The 14023-nt window shown below is 66.4% G+C and carries 16 protein-coding genes; 10 read left to right on the top strand and 6 right to left on the bottom strand.

Annotation, left to right across the window (positions count from 1 at the left end):
• Positions 1-7: 7 nt before the first annotated feature.
• The 3 genes from BLQ43_RS09615 to spt all read left to right on the top strand — a co-directional run bounded on the left by BLQ43_RS09615 (position 8) and on the right by spt (position 2616).
• Entirely contained in the window at positions 8-934 is a 927-nt protein-coding gene (locus tag BLQ43_RS09615) for an NAD-dependent epimerase/dehydratase family protein (protein ID WP_090020203.1), read from the top strand.
• Positions 935-1124: 190 nt separating this feature from the next.
• The gene (locus tag BLQ43_RS09610) at positions 1125-1400 is read left to right on the top strand and encodes an acyl carrier protein (RefSeq protein WP_090020201.1); all 276 of its coding nucleotides are present in this window, start codon (positions 1125-1127) and stop codon (positions 1398-1400) included.
• A 7-nt stretch (positions 1401-1407) separates the two neighbouring features.
• The gene (gene spt, locus BLQ43_RS09605; RefSeq protein WP_090020200.1) at positions 1408-2616 is read left to right on the top strand and encodes a serine palmitoyltransferase; all 1209 of its coding nucleotides are present in this window, start codon (positions 1408-1410) and stop codon (positions 2614-2616) included.
• Positions 2617-2698: 82 nt separating this feature from the next.
• On the opposite strand, the gene BLQ43_RS09600 is transcribed toward spt, so the two are convergent.
• On the bottom strand, positions 2699-3718 hold the full coding sequence (locus BLQ43_RS09600; protein ID WP_090020198.1) for an alpha/beta fold hydrolase: 1020 nt from the start codon (positions 3716-3718) through the stop codon (positions 2699-2701).
• Between the two features lie 2 nt (positions 3719-3720).
• The gene (locus BLQ43_RS09595) at positions 3721-4728 is read right to left on the bottom strand and encodes an ABC transporter ATP-binding protein (RefSeq protein ID WP_090020197.1); all 1008 of its coding nucleotides are present in this window, start codon (positions 4726-4728) and stop codon (positions 3721-3723) included.
• A gap of 106 nt (positions 4729-4834) precedes the next feature.
• Here BLQ43_RS09595 and BLQ43_RS09590 point away from each other — a divergent pair, with 106 nt between their 5' ends.
• From BLQ43_RS09590 to BLQ43_RS09570, 5 genes are all read left to right on the top strand, one after another.
• Positions 4835-5023 carry a zinc-finger domain-containing protein gene (locus BLQ43_RS09590; protein ID WP_090020195.1) on the top strand — a complete coding sequence of 63 codons (189 nt, stop codon included), beginning with the start codon at positions 4835-4837 and terminating at the stop codon, positions 5021-5023.
• Between the two features lie 97 nt (positions 5024-5120).
• Positions 5121-6074 (top strand): acetyl-CoA carboxylase carboxyltransferase subunit alpha, encoded by a 954-nt coding sequence (locus tag BLQ43_RS09585; RefSeq protein ID WP_090020193.1) that lies wholly within the window; start codon positions 5121-5123, stop codon positions 6072-6074.
• A 3-nt stretch (positions 6075-6077) separates the two neighbouring features.
• Complete coding sequence (locus tag BLQ43_RS09580) at positions 6078-6587, top strand: MAPEG family protein (RefSeq protein ID WP_090020191.1); 510 nt, start codon at positions 6078-6080, stop codon at positions 6585-6587.
• 175 nt (positions 6588-6762) lie between these two features.
• Complete coding sequence (locus BLQ43_RS09575) at positions 6763-6981, top strand: hypothetical protein (RefSeq protein WP_143006237.1); 219 nt, start codon at positions 6763-6765, stop codon at positions 6979-6981.
• A 108-nt stretch (positions 6982-7089) separates the two neighbouring features.
• Positions 7090-7827, top strand: coding sequence for a CDP-alcohol phosphatidyltransferase family protein (locus BLQ43_RS09570; protein WP_090020187.1), 738 nt, complete (start codon positions 7090-7092; stop codon positions 7825-7827).
• Positions 7828-7962: 135 nt separating this feature from the next.
• Here BLQ43_RS09570 and BLQ43_RS09565 read toward each other — a convergent pair whose 3' ends face one another.
• Both BLQ43_RS09565 and BLQ43_RS09560 read right to left on the bottom strand, forming a co-directional pair.
• Positions 7963-8202: a helix-turn-helix domain-containing protein gene (locus tag BLQ43_RS09565; protein WP_342670367.1), complete on the bottom strand. Its 240-nt coding sequence runs from the start codon at positions 8200-8202 to the stop codon at positions 7963-7965.
• Entirely contained in the window at positions 8186-8443 is a 258-nt protein-coding gene (locus tag BLQ43_RS09560) for a helix-turn-helix domain-containing protein (RefSeq protein WP_090020185.1), read from the bottom strand. The genes BLQ43_RS09565 and BLQ43_RS09560 overlap by 17 nt, the downstream gene beginning before the upstream one ends.
• 143 nt (positions 8444-8586) lie before the next feature.
• On the opposite strand from BLQ43_RS09560, the gene BLQ43_RS09555 reads away from it, so the two are divergent.
• Positions 8587-8976, top strand: coding sequence for a hypothetical protein (locus BLQ43_RS09555; protein ID WP_143006236.1), 390 nt, complete (start codon positions 8587-8589; stop codon positions 8974-8976).
• 359 nt (positions 8977-9335) lie between these two features.
• Entirely contained in the window at positions 9336-11141 is a 1806-nt protein-coding gene (locus BLQ43_RS09550) for an ATP-dependent nuclease (RefSeq protein WP_090020268.1), read from the top strand.
• Between the two features lie 193 nt (positions 11142-11334).
• On the opposite strand, the gene trpS is transcribed toward BLQ43_RS09550, so the two are convergent.
• Together trpS and murJ are read right to left on the bottom strand one after the other, a co-directional pair.
• Positions 11335-12360 (bottom strand): tryptophan--tRNA ligase, encoded by a 1026-nt coding sequence (gene trpS, locus BLQ43_RS09545; protein ID WP_090020181.1) that lies wholly within the window; start codon positions 12358-12360, stop codon positions 11335-11337.
• Positions 12361-12419: 59 nt separating this feature from the next.
• Positions 12420-13985, bottom strand: a complete 1566-nt coding sequence (gene murJ / locus BLQ43_RS09540) for a murein biosynthesis integral membrane protein MurJ (RefSeq protein ID WP_090020266.1) — start codon at positions 13983-13985, stop codon at positions 12420-12422.
• Between the last annotated feature and the right edge of the window lie 38 nt (positions 13986-14023).

Raw genomic sequence — 14023 nt, 5'->3', positions numbered from 1 at the left:
CTCCCTCATGCGGGTCGCTGTGACGGGTGCGTCCGGCTTCGTCGGCGCACGCCTGCTGGAGCGGCTGCACGAAGCCGGCCACGCGCTGACCGTGCTGCGCCACCGCTCGGCCGTGCCGGTGCCGGCGGACGCCGACGTCGTCGACGGCGGCCTCCACGACGACGATGCGCTCGCGTGCTTCGTGGCCGGTGCCGACGCCGTGATCCACTGCGGCGGGGTTGTCGCCGCCGCCGACGATGCCACCTTCCACCGCGTCAACGCCGAGGGGACGCGCCGGCTGGGCGAAGCCGCCGCGCACGCGGGCGTGCAGCGGTTTCTCTTCGTCTCCAGCCTGGCGGCGCGCCAGCCGGAGCTGTCCGCCTACGCGGCGAGCAAGCGGGCGGGCGAGGACGCGCTGGCCGCCATCGACGGCCTGGCGTGGGACGCGCTGCGCCCGCCGGCCGTCTACGGGCCCGGCGACCAGCAGGTGCTGGTGTTTGCGCGCTTGGTGAAGCACGGCATCGGCCTGCTGCCGGCGGGCGATCGCGCGCGCGTCTCGCTGATCCACGTCGACGACCTGGTCGGGGCGATGGAAGCGTGGCTGACCGGGCCCGAGCCCGTGGGCGCGGTCTACGAGCTGGGCGACGGCCGGCGCGGCGGCTATGCGTGGCGCACCATCATCGATGCGGCGGCGCGGGAGCTCACGGTCCATCCGTGGTACATTCGCCCGCCCGCGGCGGCGCTGAAGGCGCTGACCTACGTGGTTCACGGCGGCGCGCGGCTGCTCGGCCGGGTGGCTTTCCTCTCGCCGGATAAGCTGCGCGAGCTGCGCCACGATGACTGGGTCTGCCATGACGACCGTTTCCGCGGCCGCACGGGCTGGCGGCCGCGTGTGCCCCTGGGCGAGGGGCTGCGCGAAACGCTGGCGTGGTACCGGGCCAAGGGGTGGCTCTAACGCCGCCCCGCGTGGGCTGTGCACCGGCACGCGCAGCCCGTGTGGGTGGCGACATCTGGACAATGCTGCGGCATGATGCGCGACTCAGAGGGCCACGCCCGCCCGGGGGAGTTAGCGCGGGCCGTGGCGGTTCGCCGCGCATGGGACGCGCGCGGACGCACCGGGACGGAGTGAAGGGAGGGCAGTCGGCATGTCACAGACGGCCAATGCCGGAGCGGGGCCGGCATACCACGAGGTCGTCGAGGTCGTGTGCGCGGAACTCGCCAAAGTGAACACCACCGAGGCGCAGATCGGCGAAGAGACCGATATGACGACCGAGCTGAACATCGATTCCGTGGCCGTCATGGATTTGATGTTCGAGCTGGAAGAGACGTACGATATCTCGATCCCGTTGAACGCGCTCGGCGATGTGCGCACCGTGGGCGAACTCGCCCGCCTCGTTCAACGCATCGCTGCCGGGGAGTGAGCGCGCCATGACCGACCTTTTCGACAAGTTCCGCCCGCTGGAGCGCCAGTACGCCGACCTCGTGGCCGCCGCGGGCACGGATCCGCTTTCGGTGCGTGTGGAGCGCATCTTTTCGCCCACCGAGGCCCAGGTGGGTGGCCGGCGCTGCGTCCTTCTGGGCTCGAACAACTATCTGGGCCTGACCTTCGATTCCGACGCGCTCGAGGCCGCGAGCCGCGCGGTCCAGGAGGCGGGCACGGGCACCACGGGCTCGCGCGTGGCCAACGGCAGCTACGCCAGCCACCAGGACCTGGAGCGTCAGCTGGCCGCCTTCTATGGCTACAGCCACGCCATCCTCTTCACCACGGGCTATCAGGCGAACGTGGGCTTCCTCTCGGCGGTGGCCGGGCGCGACGACACCATCCTGATCGACGCCGACAGCCACGCCAGCATCTACGACGGCTGCAAGCTCGGCGACGCCACGGTCATGCGCTTCAAGCACAACGACCCGCGCGACCTGGACCGGCGCCTGCGCCGGCTGGGCGAGGGCAGCAACAAGCTGGTCGTCGTCGAGGGTATCTATTCCATGCGCGGCGACCGCGCGCCGCTTGCCGAACTGGTCGAGGTCGCGAAGGCGCACAACGCCTACATCGTCGTCGACGAGGCGCATTCGCTGGGCGTCTTCGGCCCCAACGGGGAGGGGCTGACGCACGAGCTGGGCCTGGAGAAGGAGGTCGACTTCATCATCGGCACCTTCTCCAAGAGCGTCGGCACCATCGGCGGCTTCTGCGTCTCCAACCATCCGGAGCTGGAAGCCATCCGCGTCTCCGCGCGGTCCTACCTCTTCACCGCCTCGCTGCCGCCGGCGGTGGTGGCCGCCGCCAGCACGACCCTGGGGCGCATTGAACGGGATCCCGCCCAGCGGGAGAAGTTGTGGGCGAACACCGACATCGTCTACGACGGCCTGGTGCGCCTGGGCTTCGACGTCGGGCCGGACAAGACGCCGGTGATCGGCGTGATGATGCCCGAGATGCAGACCGGCTTGCGCGTGTGGCAGACGCTGCTGGAAAACGGCGTCTACGTGAACCTGGCGCTGCCGCCGGCGACGCCGCGCGACACCTGCCTGCTGCGCTGCTCGGTGTGCGCCGAGCACACGCGCGAGCAGCTCGAAACCGTCCTCGCCGGCTTCGAGCACGCGGCCCACCACCTGACGCCTCACGCCGACGCGGCGGAGTAAAACCGCCACGCCGATCCCCCGGCACGACGGGGTGGCCCCATCCGCGCTCGAGGCGGGTGGGGCTGATCCGTTTTTGGGTCCGTCATTCTTCGGCGGCCGGGATACGGCCGGCCTCGATGGCCCGCCGGGCCGCGTCGTCGGCGTCGGACGGCAGGGGGTTGGCGCCGCCGGCGGCGATCCAGGCCTCGATGTCGTGCCAGACGCGGTGGGCGTGCACGTCGCGCAGGAGCATGTGCCAGCCGTCCCGGTAGAGCGCCGGCGTGGCGCCATGCTCGGGCAGCTTGTGCCAGAGCTTCAGCATGGGCTGCGCCGGCACGATGGCGTCGTTGACGCCGTAGACGCTCAACAGCGGCGTGGGCGCGTCGTCCCCGGCGGCAAGCGCTGCGTCCATCAGGTTGGTCAGGCCGTGCAGCGCGTCCACGCGCGTTTCCACGATCACGTGCGGGTCGCGGCCGAGCGCGTACAGCGCCGCGTCGTTGTCGCTGGCGCGGATGCCCAGATCCGTTCCCGAGACCTTCAGCCAGGGCACCAAGCGCGCGCCCAGCCACAGCGCCCAGCGTTGGTAGAAGGGCATCGTGCTGCGCGCCCACACGGCCGGGGCCGCCAGGATCGCGCCGTCGACCGCGGGCAGCTCGTTCTGCGCTGCCGCCGTCAGCACCACGGCGCCGCCCATGGACGCGCCCAGCACGTACACCGGCGTCTCGGGATGGCGGTCGTCGATCAGCCGCACGGCCGTGTCGAGGTCGCCGACGAGCGTGTCCGTCCCCGGCCAGATGCCGGCGTTCGGGTTGGCGCCGAAGCCGCGCTGATCGTACGCGTACACGGCGAAGCCGTTGGCGGCGAACCAGGACGCCGGGATGTCGAAGGCCATGCCGGTGTCGCCGAAGCCGTGCACGCCCAGGATCACGGCCCGCGGTTCGCCGTCACGCGGCAGCCAGCGGTACAGCGGCAGCCGCGCCCCGTCCGGCATGCGCAGCGTGTTTTCGGTGATCACGGGTTCGCCGCGCACAGCGTTGTCGGGGACCGCCACGCGCGGCGCACAGGCCGCGCCGGTCAGCAAGGCAAGGGCGAGCGCGAGGGCGGCCGCGACCCGCACGGACATGCTCACGCCGCCGCGGTGGCGGCGTCGGGCTCGGCAGTAATCTGTAGAAAGATGTCTTCCAACGCGGCCTCGCGCGTGGAGACGTCGGCGATGCTGAGCCCGGCGGCGCCCACGGCTTCCAGGATGCCGGCGACCGGGCTGGTGCTGCGGTGGTACTGGATGGCGATGCGGTGCGCGTCCAGCAGCTCCGCATCGTAGGGTGTCAGCGTGGCCGGCACCGCCGTCAGTGCTTCCTGCACGTTCAGGATGATGGTCTTGCTGTCCAGCCGCCGCAGCATGTTGGGCGTGGTGTCGCAGGCCACGATGTCGCCGTGGTTGATGATGGCGATCTCGTCGCACAGCGCCTCCGCCTCGTGGAGGTAGTGCGTCGTCAGCAGGATCGTGGTGCCGCGCGCGTTGAGCGCTTGGACGTGCTCCCAGAGCTGGCGGCGCAGCTCTACGTCCACGCCCGCCGTGGGCTCGTCCAGCACCAGGATCGGCGGGTCGTGCACCATGGCCTTGGCAACCATCAGCCGCCGCCGCATGCCGCCCGACAGCGAGCGGGCGTAGGCGTCCGCCTTGTCGGTAAGGCTCATCGTCGCGAGCAGCTCGTCCGTGCGGCGCTCGCGCGGGGGCACCCCGTACAGCCCCGCCTGCATCTCCAACAGCGCACGCGGGGTGAAGAAGGGGTCGATGTTCAGCTCCTGCGGCACCACGCCGATGGACGCGCGCGCCTGGCGCGGCGAGCGGTCGATGTCGGTGTCCCACAGCTCGACCGTGCCGCCGGTCTTGTGCACCAGCCCGGCGAAGATGTTGATCATCGTGGACTTGCCGGCGCCGTTGGGGCCGAGCAGCCCGAACAGCGAGCCGCGCGGGATAGCCAGGTCCACGGCCTTCAGCGCATGCTTGGCCGGCGTGCGGCCGCGGCCGCCGTACGTCTTCTCCAGGCCCTTGACCCGGACGGCGTGTTGGGGCAGGTCATGCGCCGCGAACGGCGCGCTTTGGCTGGGGCTGATGTCGTCGCGTGGCATGCCGTTCTAGCTGGCCGTTCTGGCGCGCGCTTCAAGGTGGCGGCGCGAAATTCGGGCGGGTTCCGGTAGCATCCGGGGCCATGCGGGTCAAAGGGGCGCGGGAGCCATGGCGGAGCCAACCGAGGTCGTCTACGTCGATCGGGAAGTCATCGCGTGCGACGGCGGCACCGACCCGTCGCTGGGCCATCCGCGCGTCTTCCTGAACATGAACACGGAGGACGGCTTGGTGGACTGCCCCTATTGCAGCCGCCGCTTCGTGCTGAAGGACGGCGCGAAGGTGGGGCACGGCCACTGATCCGCCGCCTCGCGCGCTTCCCCGGCGCGCACTTGTTTCCCCATTTCCGGATCGCTAGCGTCCGCGCGCATGTGAATCGGCAGCGGGTGGGCGTGTGATGCATTTCCTCGACTTCGAAAAACCGATCGCCGATCTGGAAGGCAAGATCGAGGAACTGCGCCATCTCTCCGACACCGGCGAGATGAACATCGCCGAGGAGGTGGCGAAGCTCCAGGCCAAGGCCGAGCGCATGCTGCGCCAGACCTACGCGCGGCTGACGCCCTGGCAGAAGACGCAGGTGGCCCGCCACCCCGACCGCCCGCACGTGAGCGACTACATCCACCGCCTGGTGGACGACTTCACGCCGCTCGCCGGCGACCGGCGCTACGGCGACGACCCGGCGGTCATCGGCGGCATCGGGCGCTTTCGCGGCTACACCAGCGTGTGGATCGGCCACGAGAAGGGCCACGACACCACCACGCGCGTGCGCCACAACTTCGGCATGGCCAACCCCGAGGGCTACCGCAAGGCGCAGCGCCTGATGCGCATGGCCGAGCGCTTCGACGTGCCCGTCTTCACCCTGGTCGACACGCCGGGCGCCTATCCCGGCATCGGCGCCGAGGAGCGCGGCCAGGCCGAGGCCATCGCCAGCTCCATCGAAACCACGCTCGACCTGCGCGTGCCGGTCGTCACCACGGTCGTGGGCGAGGGCGGCTCCGGCGGCGCCATCGCGCTGGCCGCCGCCAACGCCGTCTTCATGCTGGAGCACGCGATCTATTCCGTGATCTCGCCCGAGGGGTGCGCCTCCATCCTCTGGCGCACCGGCGAACACGCCAAGGACGCCGCCGAACAGCTCAAGCTGACGGCCCAGGACCTCGCCAAGCTGGAGGTCATCGACGAGGCGATCGACGAGCCGCTGGGCGGCGCGCACCGCGACCAGCGCAAGACGATCGACGCCGTCGGTGCCCGCATGGAGCGCGAGTTCCACGCGCTGCGCCAGCACGAGGGCGAGGCGCTGCGGCGCATGCGCCGCGAGAAGTTCCTCAACATGGGCCAACACGGGCTGCAGTAAGCGATGACCCTCGGCGTTTCGTCCTGGCTCACCGCCGACCGCCAGCGCTCGCTGGCCGGCGGCACCATCGGCATGGGCACCGCGCTGCTGGCGCTGGCCGTGCTGTTCTGGCTCTCCGGCGCGCCCGAAATCATGGGCGCCGTGGCCTGGGCGCTGCTGGTGCCCGCCTCGCTCGTCTTCCTCTTCGTGCTGGCGACGATGGCCGCGCGCATGCACACGCGCACCTTCGATCCCACGGCCGGGCGCGAGCCCCGCGCGGTGCAGGTGACGGGGCGCGTGCTCACGAACACCCTGGAGCAGAGCGCCATCTTCGTTCCCGCCACGGTCGTGATCGCGCTCAACACCGGGCCGGCGCTGCGCGACCTCGTGCCCGCGCTCGCCATCACCTTCCTCGCCGCACGGCTGGCCTTCTGGATCGGCTACCTCATCGCGCCCCAGGCCCGCGCGCCCGGCATGGGCGCCACCCTCGCCGTCAACGTCGTCGCCCTCGTCACCGCGATCGTCGTTGCGTGAGCGCGGCGGCCGACCCCGGGCGCTGCGCGGCGATGGGTGAGGAGGCGGTCTTCGGGTGTCATTGACGGGGGCAAGCTGTCGCGGCGTCTTCCATCCGCATGCGTGATCGTGCGGGACGGTGGGCGCGGCTACGCTGGCGCCGGTTGATGACAGCCGGGGCGGAGGCGCGGCCCGCATGGCGACGGAACGGCACTGGACTCTACCGGTCGCGTGGGCGATCGGGCTGGTTCTGATTCTGCTGGTGGACGCCTACATCGCTTGGCGCATGTTCGCCACCTCCTGCCCGGCCCCGTGGTTTCCCGAGTTCATGGTGCTCGTGCTGGTGCCCGGTATCTATCTGGTGCTGATGTACCTGACGCTGGCGAGTCGGCACCTGCGCGGGCGCGGCTCGTAGGGCCGAGGCCCGGTGCCAGCCGGGCATGCGATGGTCGGTGCGCGCTGTTGAGCCTGCGAGCGTCGATCGGTGCTGTCATCCGGGTGGCATTGTTGTTACATCCGGCGCATGAGCGAGCAGGCAGCATCGGCGCCCCGTCGCGAACAGCTTCGCGCCTGGGCCATCCACATCTTCACCGCGCTGGGCGCGGTCACCGGATTTCTCGCGCTGGCCGCCGCGGCCGAGGGGCGGCCGACGGCCGCGTTGATCTGGCTGGGCGTCAGCATGGTGATCGACGGGCTGGACGGGCCCCTGGCCCGCTACTTCGAGATCACCGACGCGCTGCCGCGCGTGGACGGCGTGGTGCTCGATCACGTGATCGACTACATGACCTACGCCGTGATCCCGGCGCTCTTCCTGTATCAGTTCGAATTCCTGCCGGACGGGCTGAACCTGATCGGCGCCGCGGTCATCATGACGACCTCGCTGTACTGCTTCGCCAACCGCGACGCCAAGACGAAGGACAACTTCTTCGCCGGTTTTCCCGCCGCGTGGAACCTGATCGTGCTGTGCTTCTTCCTGCTGCAGCCGCCGGGATGGCTCACGATCGCGACCGTGGTGGTGTGCGCGGTGCTGACCTTCGTGCCCATCACCTTCATCCACCCCTTCCGGGTGAAGGCGCTGCGCCCGCTGACGCTGACGCTGACGGCCGCGTGGTCCGCCGTGACCCTGGCCGCGACGATCCTGCAAACGCCCGGCGGCGGCCTGTGGGACAGCCATCCCGCCCTGCTGTGGGCCTTCATCCCCCTGTCCGCCTACTTCGTCGCCGTCAGCTTCATCCGCGCCGCCTGGGGTAAACTAGGGTAGTTTAATCCCATCTGTACGAGGTTCTGAGCGGCTAGGTCAGCCGGGGTGCCGTGACGCCCGAGATGGCTCACCGCCACGCGCTATTTCCGTGAAGGGAATACCGGATCGGCGCGGGTTTGTCGTGGCTCGCCGGCATCAGGTGTCAGCCGGTGGGCCGACGTAGCGCACGCCCGGCGCGTCGCCGTTGGTGAATTCGATACCCGCCGCTTCGAGAGCCGCTTTCAGCTTCGCCAGCGTGCTTTTGGACGGTTTGTGCGCGCCTGTTTCCACGTTCTGCACGGTGCGCAACTGCACGCCCGCTTGCCGCGCCAGATCTTGTTGATGCCAGCCCAGCAGACCGCGCGCCCCACGGATTTGTTTAGGCTGTGGTGTCACGGGGCGGCCCAAGGTAGCGCACGCCGGGTGCGTCGCCATTGGTGAATTCGACGCCGGCAGCTTCCAGTGTGCGCTGAAGCGTTTGCAGATTGGCGAGCTGCGGCGTGCTCTGACCCGCCTCGAAATTGCGGATCGTGCTTCGGCCGACGCCCGACCGCTCGGCCAGATCGCCCTGCGACCAGCCGGCCAAGGCCCGCGCCGCCTTCAACTGTGCGCCGAGAACCACGTTCACACCCGCCATGCCCGCACGGTAGCGAGGGCTGCCCAATCTGGTCAATTTGCCGCCCAGTGTGGGTTGACCAGTACGCATTGTTTACCCAGAATGGCCATATTCCTGCCCAAAACGGGCAGGATATGAAGAAAGAGGTCAACGGAGAGGGAGCCATGCCCCACACGACACGGCGGCGGTTTTTCGGGATCGGATTCGGCGCGCTGGCGGTTGCAGTGCCGGTGGAGTCACGGCCGAACGACATCTACCTGCGCCGGCTGGCGGACGAGTGGCTGATGCTGGAGGGCGAGATCGCGCGCATCGTGCGCGTCAGCGGGCGGCGCTGGGGCTGCGATCCCGAGGACGGGCCGCTGGCCTCTCGCTGCGCCGCGCGCGAGGCGCGCCAGACCGCCATCGCCCGCGCCATGATCGCCACCCCCGCTGACACGGCCGCCGGGATGGACGCCAAGTTCCGCATCTTCGGCTACATCCACGCCCCGCCCTTCGCCGACGAGACTACACCCCTCTACGACCGCCTCGCCGTCGCCGCCGCAGACGAGAGCTAGAGCCTGTGGACGGCCGAGAGCCGGAACCCCAATACCGCCCACAGTTAATCGGACATCGCAACCATGCCCGCTACCGCGGGGCGCGCCCCATCTCGCGTAACGCGCCTGTCGACACGACAAACGCCGTCGGCGGCATCAATTATCAGAGTGCCGACGCAAGCGGCTGGGCCAAGCGGGCCGCATCGGCCGTAAGCCCACAATAACTCCTCTTTCTCGCGCCTCGGGAGAGTCAGCTCCGCGATCACGGCATGTCCGCCGCCGTGCGACAACGTCTAGAATAGTTGACTAGCCTGCACCGAGCGCTTACACAGTTGCACCATCGGATCATAGTGCAACTTTCGGTATCGACAGGGGGAGCCATGCATTCATTAAAATATGTTGAGATCCACAATTTTCGTTCCTGCGAAAACGTGTCATTATGGGTTAATTCTTTCACGCCTCTAGTAGGTTACAACAACGCTGGAAAATCAAATATACTTTTTGCAATAAAATGGATTTTAAGTCCATACTCGTTACAGTCGTCTGACTTCTATGATGAACAAAATCCTATTTGTGTAACTGCATTAATTGAAGGGGTTTCTGACGATATTTTAAACTCTTTACAATCTCGCCATCAAGCAAAAATACAGGAGTTCGTGAGCAACGAACAAATATGGATACGGCAGCGTCAGAACACACCCGGCCAGAAGAAAAGCGATATAAATTTAGAAATCTACAAGCCACATCAAGGTTCCTCTGGTGAATGGAACAAAAACCCAAGCGGCATACGTCAAGCAATAGAGGCGTTGTTTCCGGAGCCAATCGATATAGGAGCTATGGAAGATGCAACTGAGGACAGTACAAAGGCCAAGGCAGGAACCACAATTGGACGGTTGTTAGGGCTATTTATCGATCCGCTGCACGAACAATATGGACAAGTCGTTGGAAATAAACTGCAAGAAATTGACAGACTAATAAATCAGGATGGAGATAGCAGACCAGAAATACTCAAAGACTTTGATAAAAATGTTGATCGTATTTTATCTGAGTTTTTTCCTGGGGTGAATGTCCAGTTGCACGTTCCTGTTCCAGACGCAAGAAAGTTATTTCAATCAGGAACAGTTAAAGTTCGCGAGCCCCATTTTGGCGTGCAATCAGACATGGCGGACCTCGGCCACGGGTCACAGAGGTCCATCCAAATTGCTCTAATAAGATATTTTTCAGAGATCAGATCGCAAATTGCGTCAGATAGCAGGCGGCAAGTTTTGCTTGTCGAGGAGCCAGAGTTATATCTGCATCCTCAGGCAGTAGAAAAAGTTAGAGTCGCCTTATACCGTCTTTCGAGATCGTCATATCAGGTAATTTTTGCAACGCATTCGCCAATGATGATCTCACGAACCCATATACCGTATACTGCAGTCGTTCGAAAGAGCGAGCCGGGGAGAACGTTTATTGCAAACAACCTAGCTAAAAGTCTTGAAGAGCAGGCTAGTGACCCGAATATGACTTTGCAAAAAGTTCTTATGGAACTAAAAAATTCCAGCAAATGGCTGTTTTCGGATAAGGTTTTGTTAGTTGAAGGAAAAACAGAACTGGTGGTATTGCCTGCTTTGTACGAAAAGATTACTGGATTTACGCTAGAAGATTGTGGCATTTCAATCGTGCATAGCGGAAAAGGGTCTATGGGACTTGCAAAAGATCTACTGAGCGACATGGGTATAGCGGCGCGTGGGATAACCGATCTTGACCACATATTCGATGCATCAGTAAAACGTGGGATCATTGCTGAAAACGATGAAAATTTGCAAAGATGTTTGCAGGGGTTTGTTGATATTAGCATGGACACCTACCCAGTACAATTAAATGAGGCTGGGAGGCCGCGAAATCCGAGAAGTGGGGAACAAGGTTTAACTCAGCGAGAGGCTGTTAAATATTTGGCATTAAGGGGGGATTGTTCTAGCGCGCTTGATAGGTTGCGTGATGTTCATAAGCAAAATGGGATATGGTTCTGGCGGTATGGCGATATTGAGGTAGTATTAAATCTTAATAAGAAAGATGAAGCTGCTTGGGAGGAGTTCGCGTACGCCGTTGAGCGGACGGAAAACTGGAAACAATATGTTAATTACTGGGAAGAAGTTAATAGTTTTGTTGAATGGCTTTCGGAGAGCAATTGGGACCTGCCTTGAAATACAGGCCGGTGGTGGGTGTGGATTTGTGTAAAAAGGGGCTTAGAATCTAATGGCACGGTGCTGGACATCGGTGCGTAGAGACATGGAAGCGATGAATTTGGCGAGCTGATAAGGCACCCTTCCCCAAGATTGACGCAAACAGCGCGTTACACGGGCGTCCATCCGCCTGACAGGTGCGATTAAACTGGCTTCAGTTTAGAAACCCCATTGCCTCCATCGCCTCTTGCTTGACGGGCTCGATGATGGCGTTGGCGCGGTCGGCGCCGTCGGCGAGGATGCGGTCGATCTCGGTGGGGTCGTTGCGCAGGCGGGCCATTTCCGCGCCCATGGGGCCGAGCTTCTCGACGGCCAGCTCGGTGAGGTGTGTCTTGAAGTCGGCGAAGCCCTGGCCCTCGAAGCGCGTGAGCACGGCGTGCCAGCTTTCGTCGGCCAGCGCGGCGTAGATGCCTAGCAGGTTGTAGCACGCCGGGCGCTCCCAGCGCGTTTCGGTGGGCAGGTTGCCGTCGGCGTCCAGCACGGCCGGGCCGGGCAGGGCCTCGGGATCGGTGGTGGCGCGGCGGATCTTGTTGGCGATGGTATCGGCGTCGTCGGCGAGGTTGATGCGCGCGTTGTCGCTGCCTTCCGACTTGGACATCTTCTTCGTCCCGTCGCGCAGGGACATCACGCGCGCCGCCGCGCCCAGGATCAGCGGCTCGGGCACGGGGAAGACCTCGCGATCGTAGTCGTAGTTGAACTTCTCGGCCGTGTTGCGGGCGAATTCCAGGTGCTGCTTCTGGTCCTCGCCCACGGGCACGTGTGTGGCCTTGTAGCCCAGGATGTCGGCGGCCATGAGCGCGGGGTAGACGTACAGCCCCGCCGAGGCCTTTTCCTTGTGCTTGCCGGCCTTTTCCTTGAACTGCGTCATGCGGTTCAGCCAGCCGATGCGGGCGACGCAGTTGAACAGCCACGCCAGCTCGGCGTGCGCGGGCACGCGCGACTGGTTGAAGATGATCGACTGCCTGGGGTCGATCCCGGCGGCGAGGTAGGCGGCCGTCACCTCGCGCGTGTTGGGGGCGAGCTGCGCCGGCTCCTGCCACACCGTGACCGCGTGCAGGTCGACGACGCAGTAGATCGCCTCGAAGTCGTCCTGCAAGCGGACGAAGTTGCGGATGGCGCCCAGGTAGTTGCCCAGGTGAAGCGCGCCCGTGGGCTGCACGCCGGAGAAGATGCGCTGCATGGCCGGTCCCGCGTCTTGGCTGGCGACGGGCAGGGTTATGGCGAGCGCCCGGCGGGTGGTCAAGCCGGGCCGGTGTCCGCCGCCGCCCGCCGACGCAGCAGCCCGCGCAGCTCGCCCATCCGCGCCGCGCCGAGCGCCAGCGCCAGCCCGCCGTAGACGGCCATCCCCGCCAGCACCAACGCCGCCAGCGCCGGTACCGCCCGCGCGGGCCCGGCCGTGAGCAACGGGGCGAGTAGGCTCGCTGCCCCTGAAACCGTGCCTGCCATGCCAAGGGTTGCCAGGAGCATCCGCGGCAGCCGCGCCTTCAGCCGCGCGTCCGGGCGCAGGTGGCCGGCGCGGTACAGCCACGCCGCCAGCAGCGCGCTTTCCAGCCAGGAGGCGAGCGCGGTGGCGAGCGCGATGCCTTCGTGCCCGATGGCGGAAAACAGCCCGATCGCCAGCGCGATGTTGGTGGCCGAGCCGGCGGCTGCGGCCTTGAAGGGGGACATCGTGTCCTCGCGCGCGAAAAAGGCGGGCTGGAGGATCTTCACCCCGATGAAGGCGGGCACGCCCACCGCGAACGCCATCAGCGCCGCCGCCGTCGCCTGCGTTGCTTCGCCCGCGAAGGCGCCGCGCTCGAACAGCACGCCAACGATGGGCGTGGGCACGGCGATCAGCGCCGCGGCCGCGGGCAGGCCCAGCAGCATCGCCAGCTCCAGCCCGCGGTTCAGGCGGTCGCGCGCACCCTCGGCGTCGCCCGCGCGCAGCGTGCGCGAGAGGTCGGGCAGCAGCACCACGCCCAGCGCGATGCCGATGAGGCCGAGGGGAAGCTGGTACACCCGGTCCGCGTAGTAGAGGTAGCTCACCGCCCCCGCTTGGAGGGAGGCGATCATCGTCCCCACCAGCAGGTTGAGCTGCAGCGCGCCGGCCGAAAGAACGCCCGGCCCCATCAGGCGCAGCGTCCGGCGCACGCCCTCGGTCACGCGCGGGAGTGGCAGGTGCAGGCGGATCCCCGCCCGGTGGCACACCGCCACCAGCAGGACGAACTGCGCGATGCCCGCCAGCGTCACCGTCCACGCCAGCACGGGGCCGGCATCGCCCACGACGGGCACCACGGCCGCCAGCGCCACGAGGAAGCACACGTTCAGCACGATGGGCGCGGCGGCGAAGGCGGCGTAGCGGTACAGCGAATTCAGGATGCCGCCGTAGAGCATCACCAGCGCCATGAACAGCAGATACGGGAACGTCAGGCGCGTGAGCAGCACGGCCGTGTCGAACTTGGCCGGGTCGTCCGCGAAGCCCGGCGCCAGCACTTGCATCAGCCACGGCATGCCGGCCACGGCCGCCAGCGTCAGCGCCGCCACCGCGGCCAGCAGCACCGCCAGCACCTCTTCGGCCAGCCGGCACGCGGGCGGCCGCCCGTCCGCTTCCAGCGTGCGCGCGAAGACGGGCACGAAGGCGGCGTTGAACGCGCCCTCGGCGACCAGGCGGCGGAAGACGTTGGGCAGGCGGAAGGCGACGAAGAAGGCGTCCGCCACCGGCCCCGTGCCGAGCACCGCCGCCATCAGGACGTCGCGCGCGAAGCCCAGGAGGCGGCTGATGCCGGTCAGCCCGCCGACGGTGGCGAAGTGGCGCAGCAGTGCCATGACCGGGTCCGTGTAGCGTACCGCCGCCGGGCGGGGGA

The sequence above is a fragment of the Limimonas halophila genome, assembly GCF_900100655.1.
Lineage (GTDB): Bacteria > Pseudomonadota > Alphaproteobacteria > Kiloniellales > Rhodovibrionaceae > Limimonas > Limimonas halophila.
Note: the sequence above shows the minus strand (reverse complement) of the source record. Positions and strands in the feature narration are given on the sequence as shown.

Bases quoted from the DNA above. Each gene is read 5' to 3' on its own strand.
- BLQ43_RS09615 (WP_090020203.1), top strand. From the start codon at position 8: ATGCGGGTCGCTGTGACGGGTGCGTCCGGCTTCGTCGGCGCACGCCTG.
- BLQ43_RS09610 (WP_090020201.1), top strand. From the start codon at position 1,125: ATGTCACAGACGGCCAATGCCGGAGCGGGGCCGGCATACCACGAGGTC.
- spt (WP_090020200.1), top strand. From the start codon at position 1,408: ATGACCGACCTTTTCGACAAGTTCCGCCCGCTGGAGCGCCAGTACGCC.
- BLQ43_RS09600 (WP_090020198.1), bottom strand. From the start codon at position 3,718: ATGTCCGTGCGGGTCGCGGCCGCCCTCGCGCTCGCCCTTGCCTTGCTG.
- BLQ43_RS09595 (WP_090020197.1), bottom strand. From the start codon at position 4,728: ATGCCACGCGACGACATCAGCCCCAGCCAAAGCGCGCCGTTCGCGGCG.
- BLQ43_RS09590 (WP_090020195.1), top strand. From the start codon at position 4,835: ATGGCGGAGCCAACCGAGGTCGTCTACGTCGATCGGGAAGTCATCGCG.
- BLQ43_RS09585 (WP_090020193.1), top strand. From the start codon at position 5,121: ATGCATTTCCTCGACTTCGAAAAACCGATCGCCGATCTGGAAGGCAAG.
- BLQ43_RS09580 (WP_090020191.1), top strand. From the start codon at position 6,078: ATGACCCTCGGCGTTTCGTCCTGGCTCACCGCCGACCGCCAGCGCTCG.
- BLQ43_RS09575 (WP_143006237.1), top strand. From the start codon at position 6,763: ATGGCGACGGAACGGCACTGGACTCTACCGGTCGCGTGGGCGATCGGG.
- BLQ43_RS09570 (WP_090020187.1), top strand. From the start codon at position 7,090: ATGAGCGAGCAGGCAGCATCGGCGCCCCGTCGCGAACAGCTTCGCGCC.
- BLQ43_RS09560 (WP_090020185.1), bottom strand. From the start codon at position 8,443: ATGGCGGGTGTGAACGTGGTTCTCGGCGCACAGTTGAAGGCGGCGCGG.
- BLQ43_RS09555 (WP_143006236.1), top strand. From the start codon at position 8,587: ATGCCCCACACGACACGGCGGCGGTTTTTCGGGATCGGATTCGGCGCG.
- BLQ43_RS09550 (WP_090020268.1), top strand. From the start codon at position 9,336: ATGCATTCATTAAAATATGTTGAGATCCACAATTTTCGTTCCTGCGAA.
- trpS (WP_090020181.1), bottom strand. From the start codon at position 12,360: ATGCAGCGCATCTTCTCCGGCGTGCAGCCCACGGGCGCGCTTCACCTG.
- murJ (WP_090020266.1), bottom strand. From the start codon at position 13,985: ATGGCACTGCTGCGCCACTTCGCCACCGTCGGCGGGCTGACCGGCATC.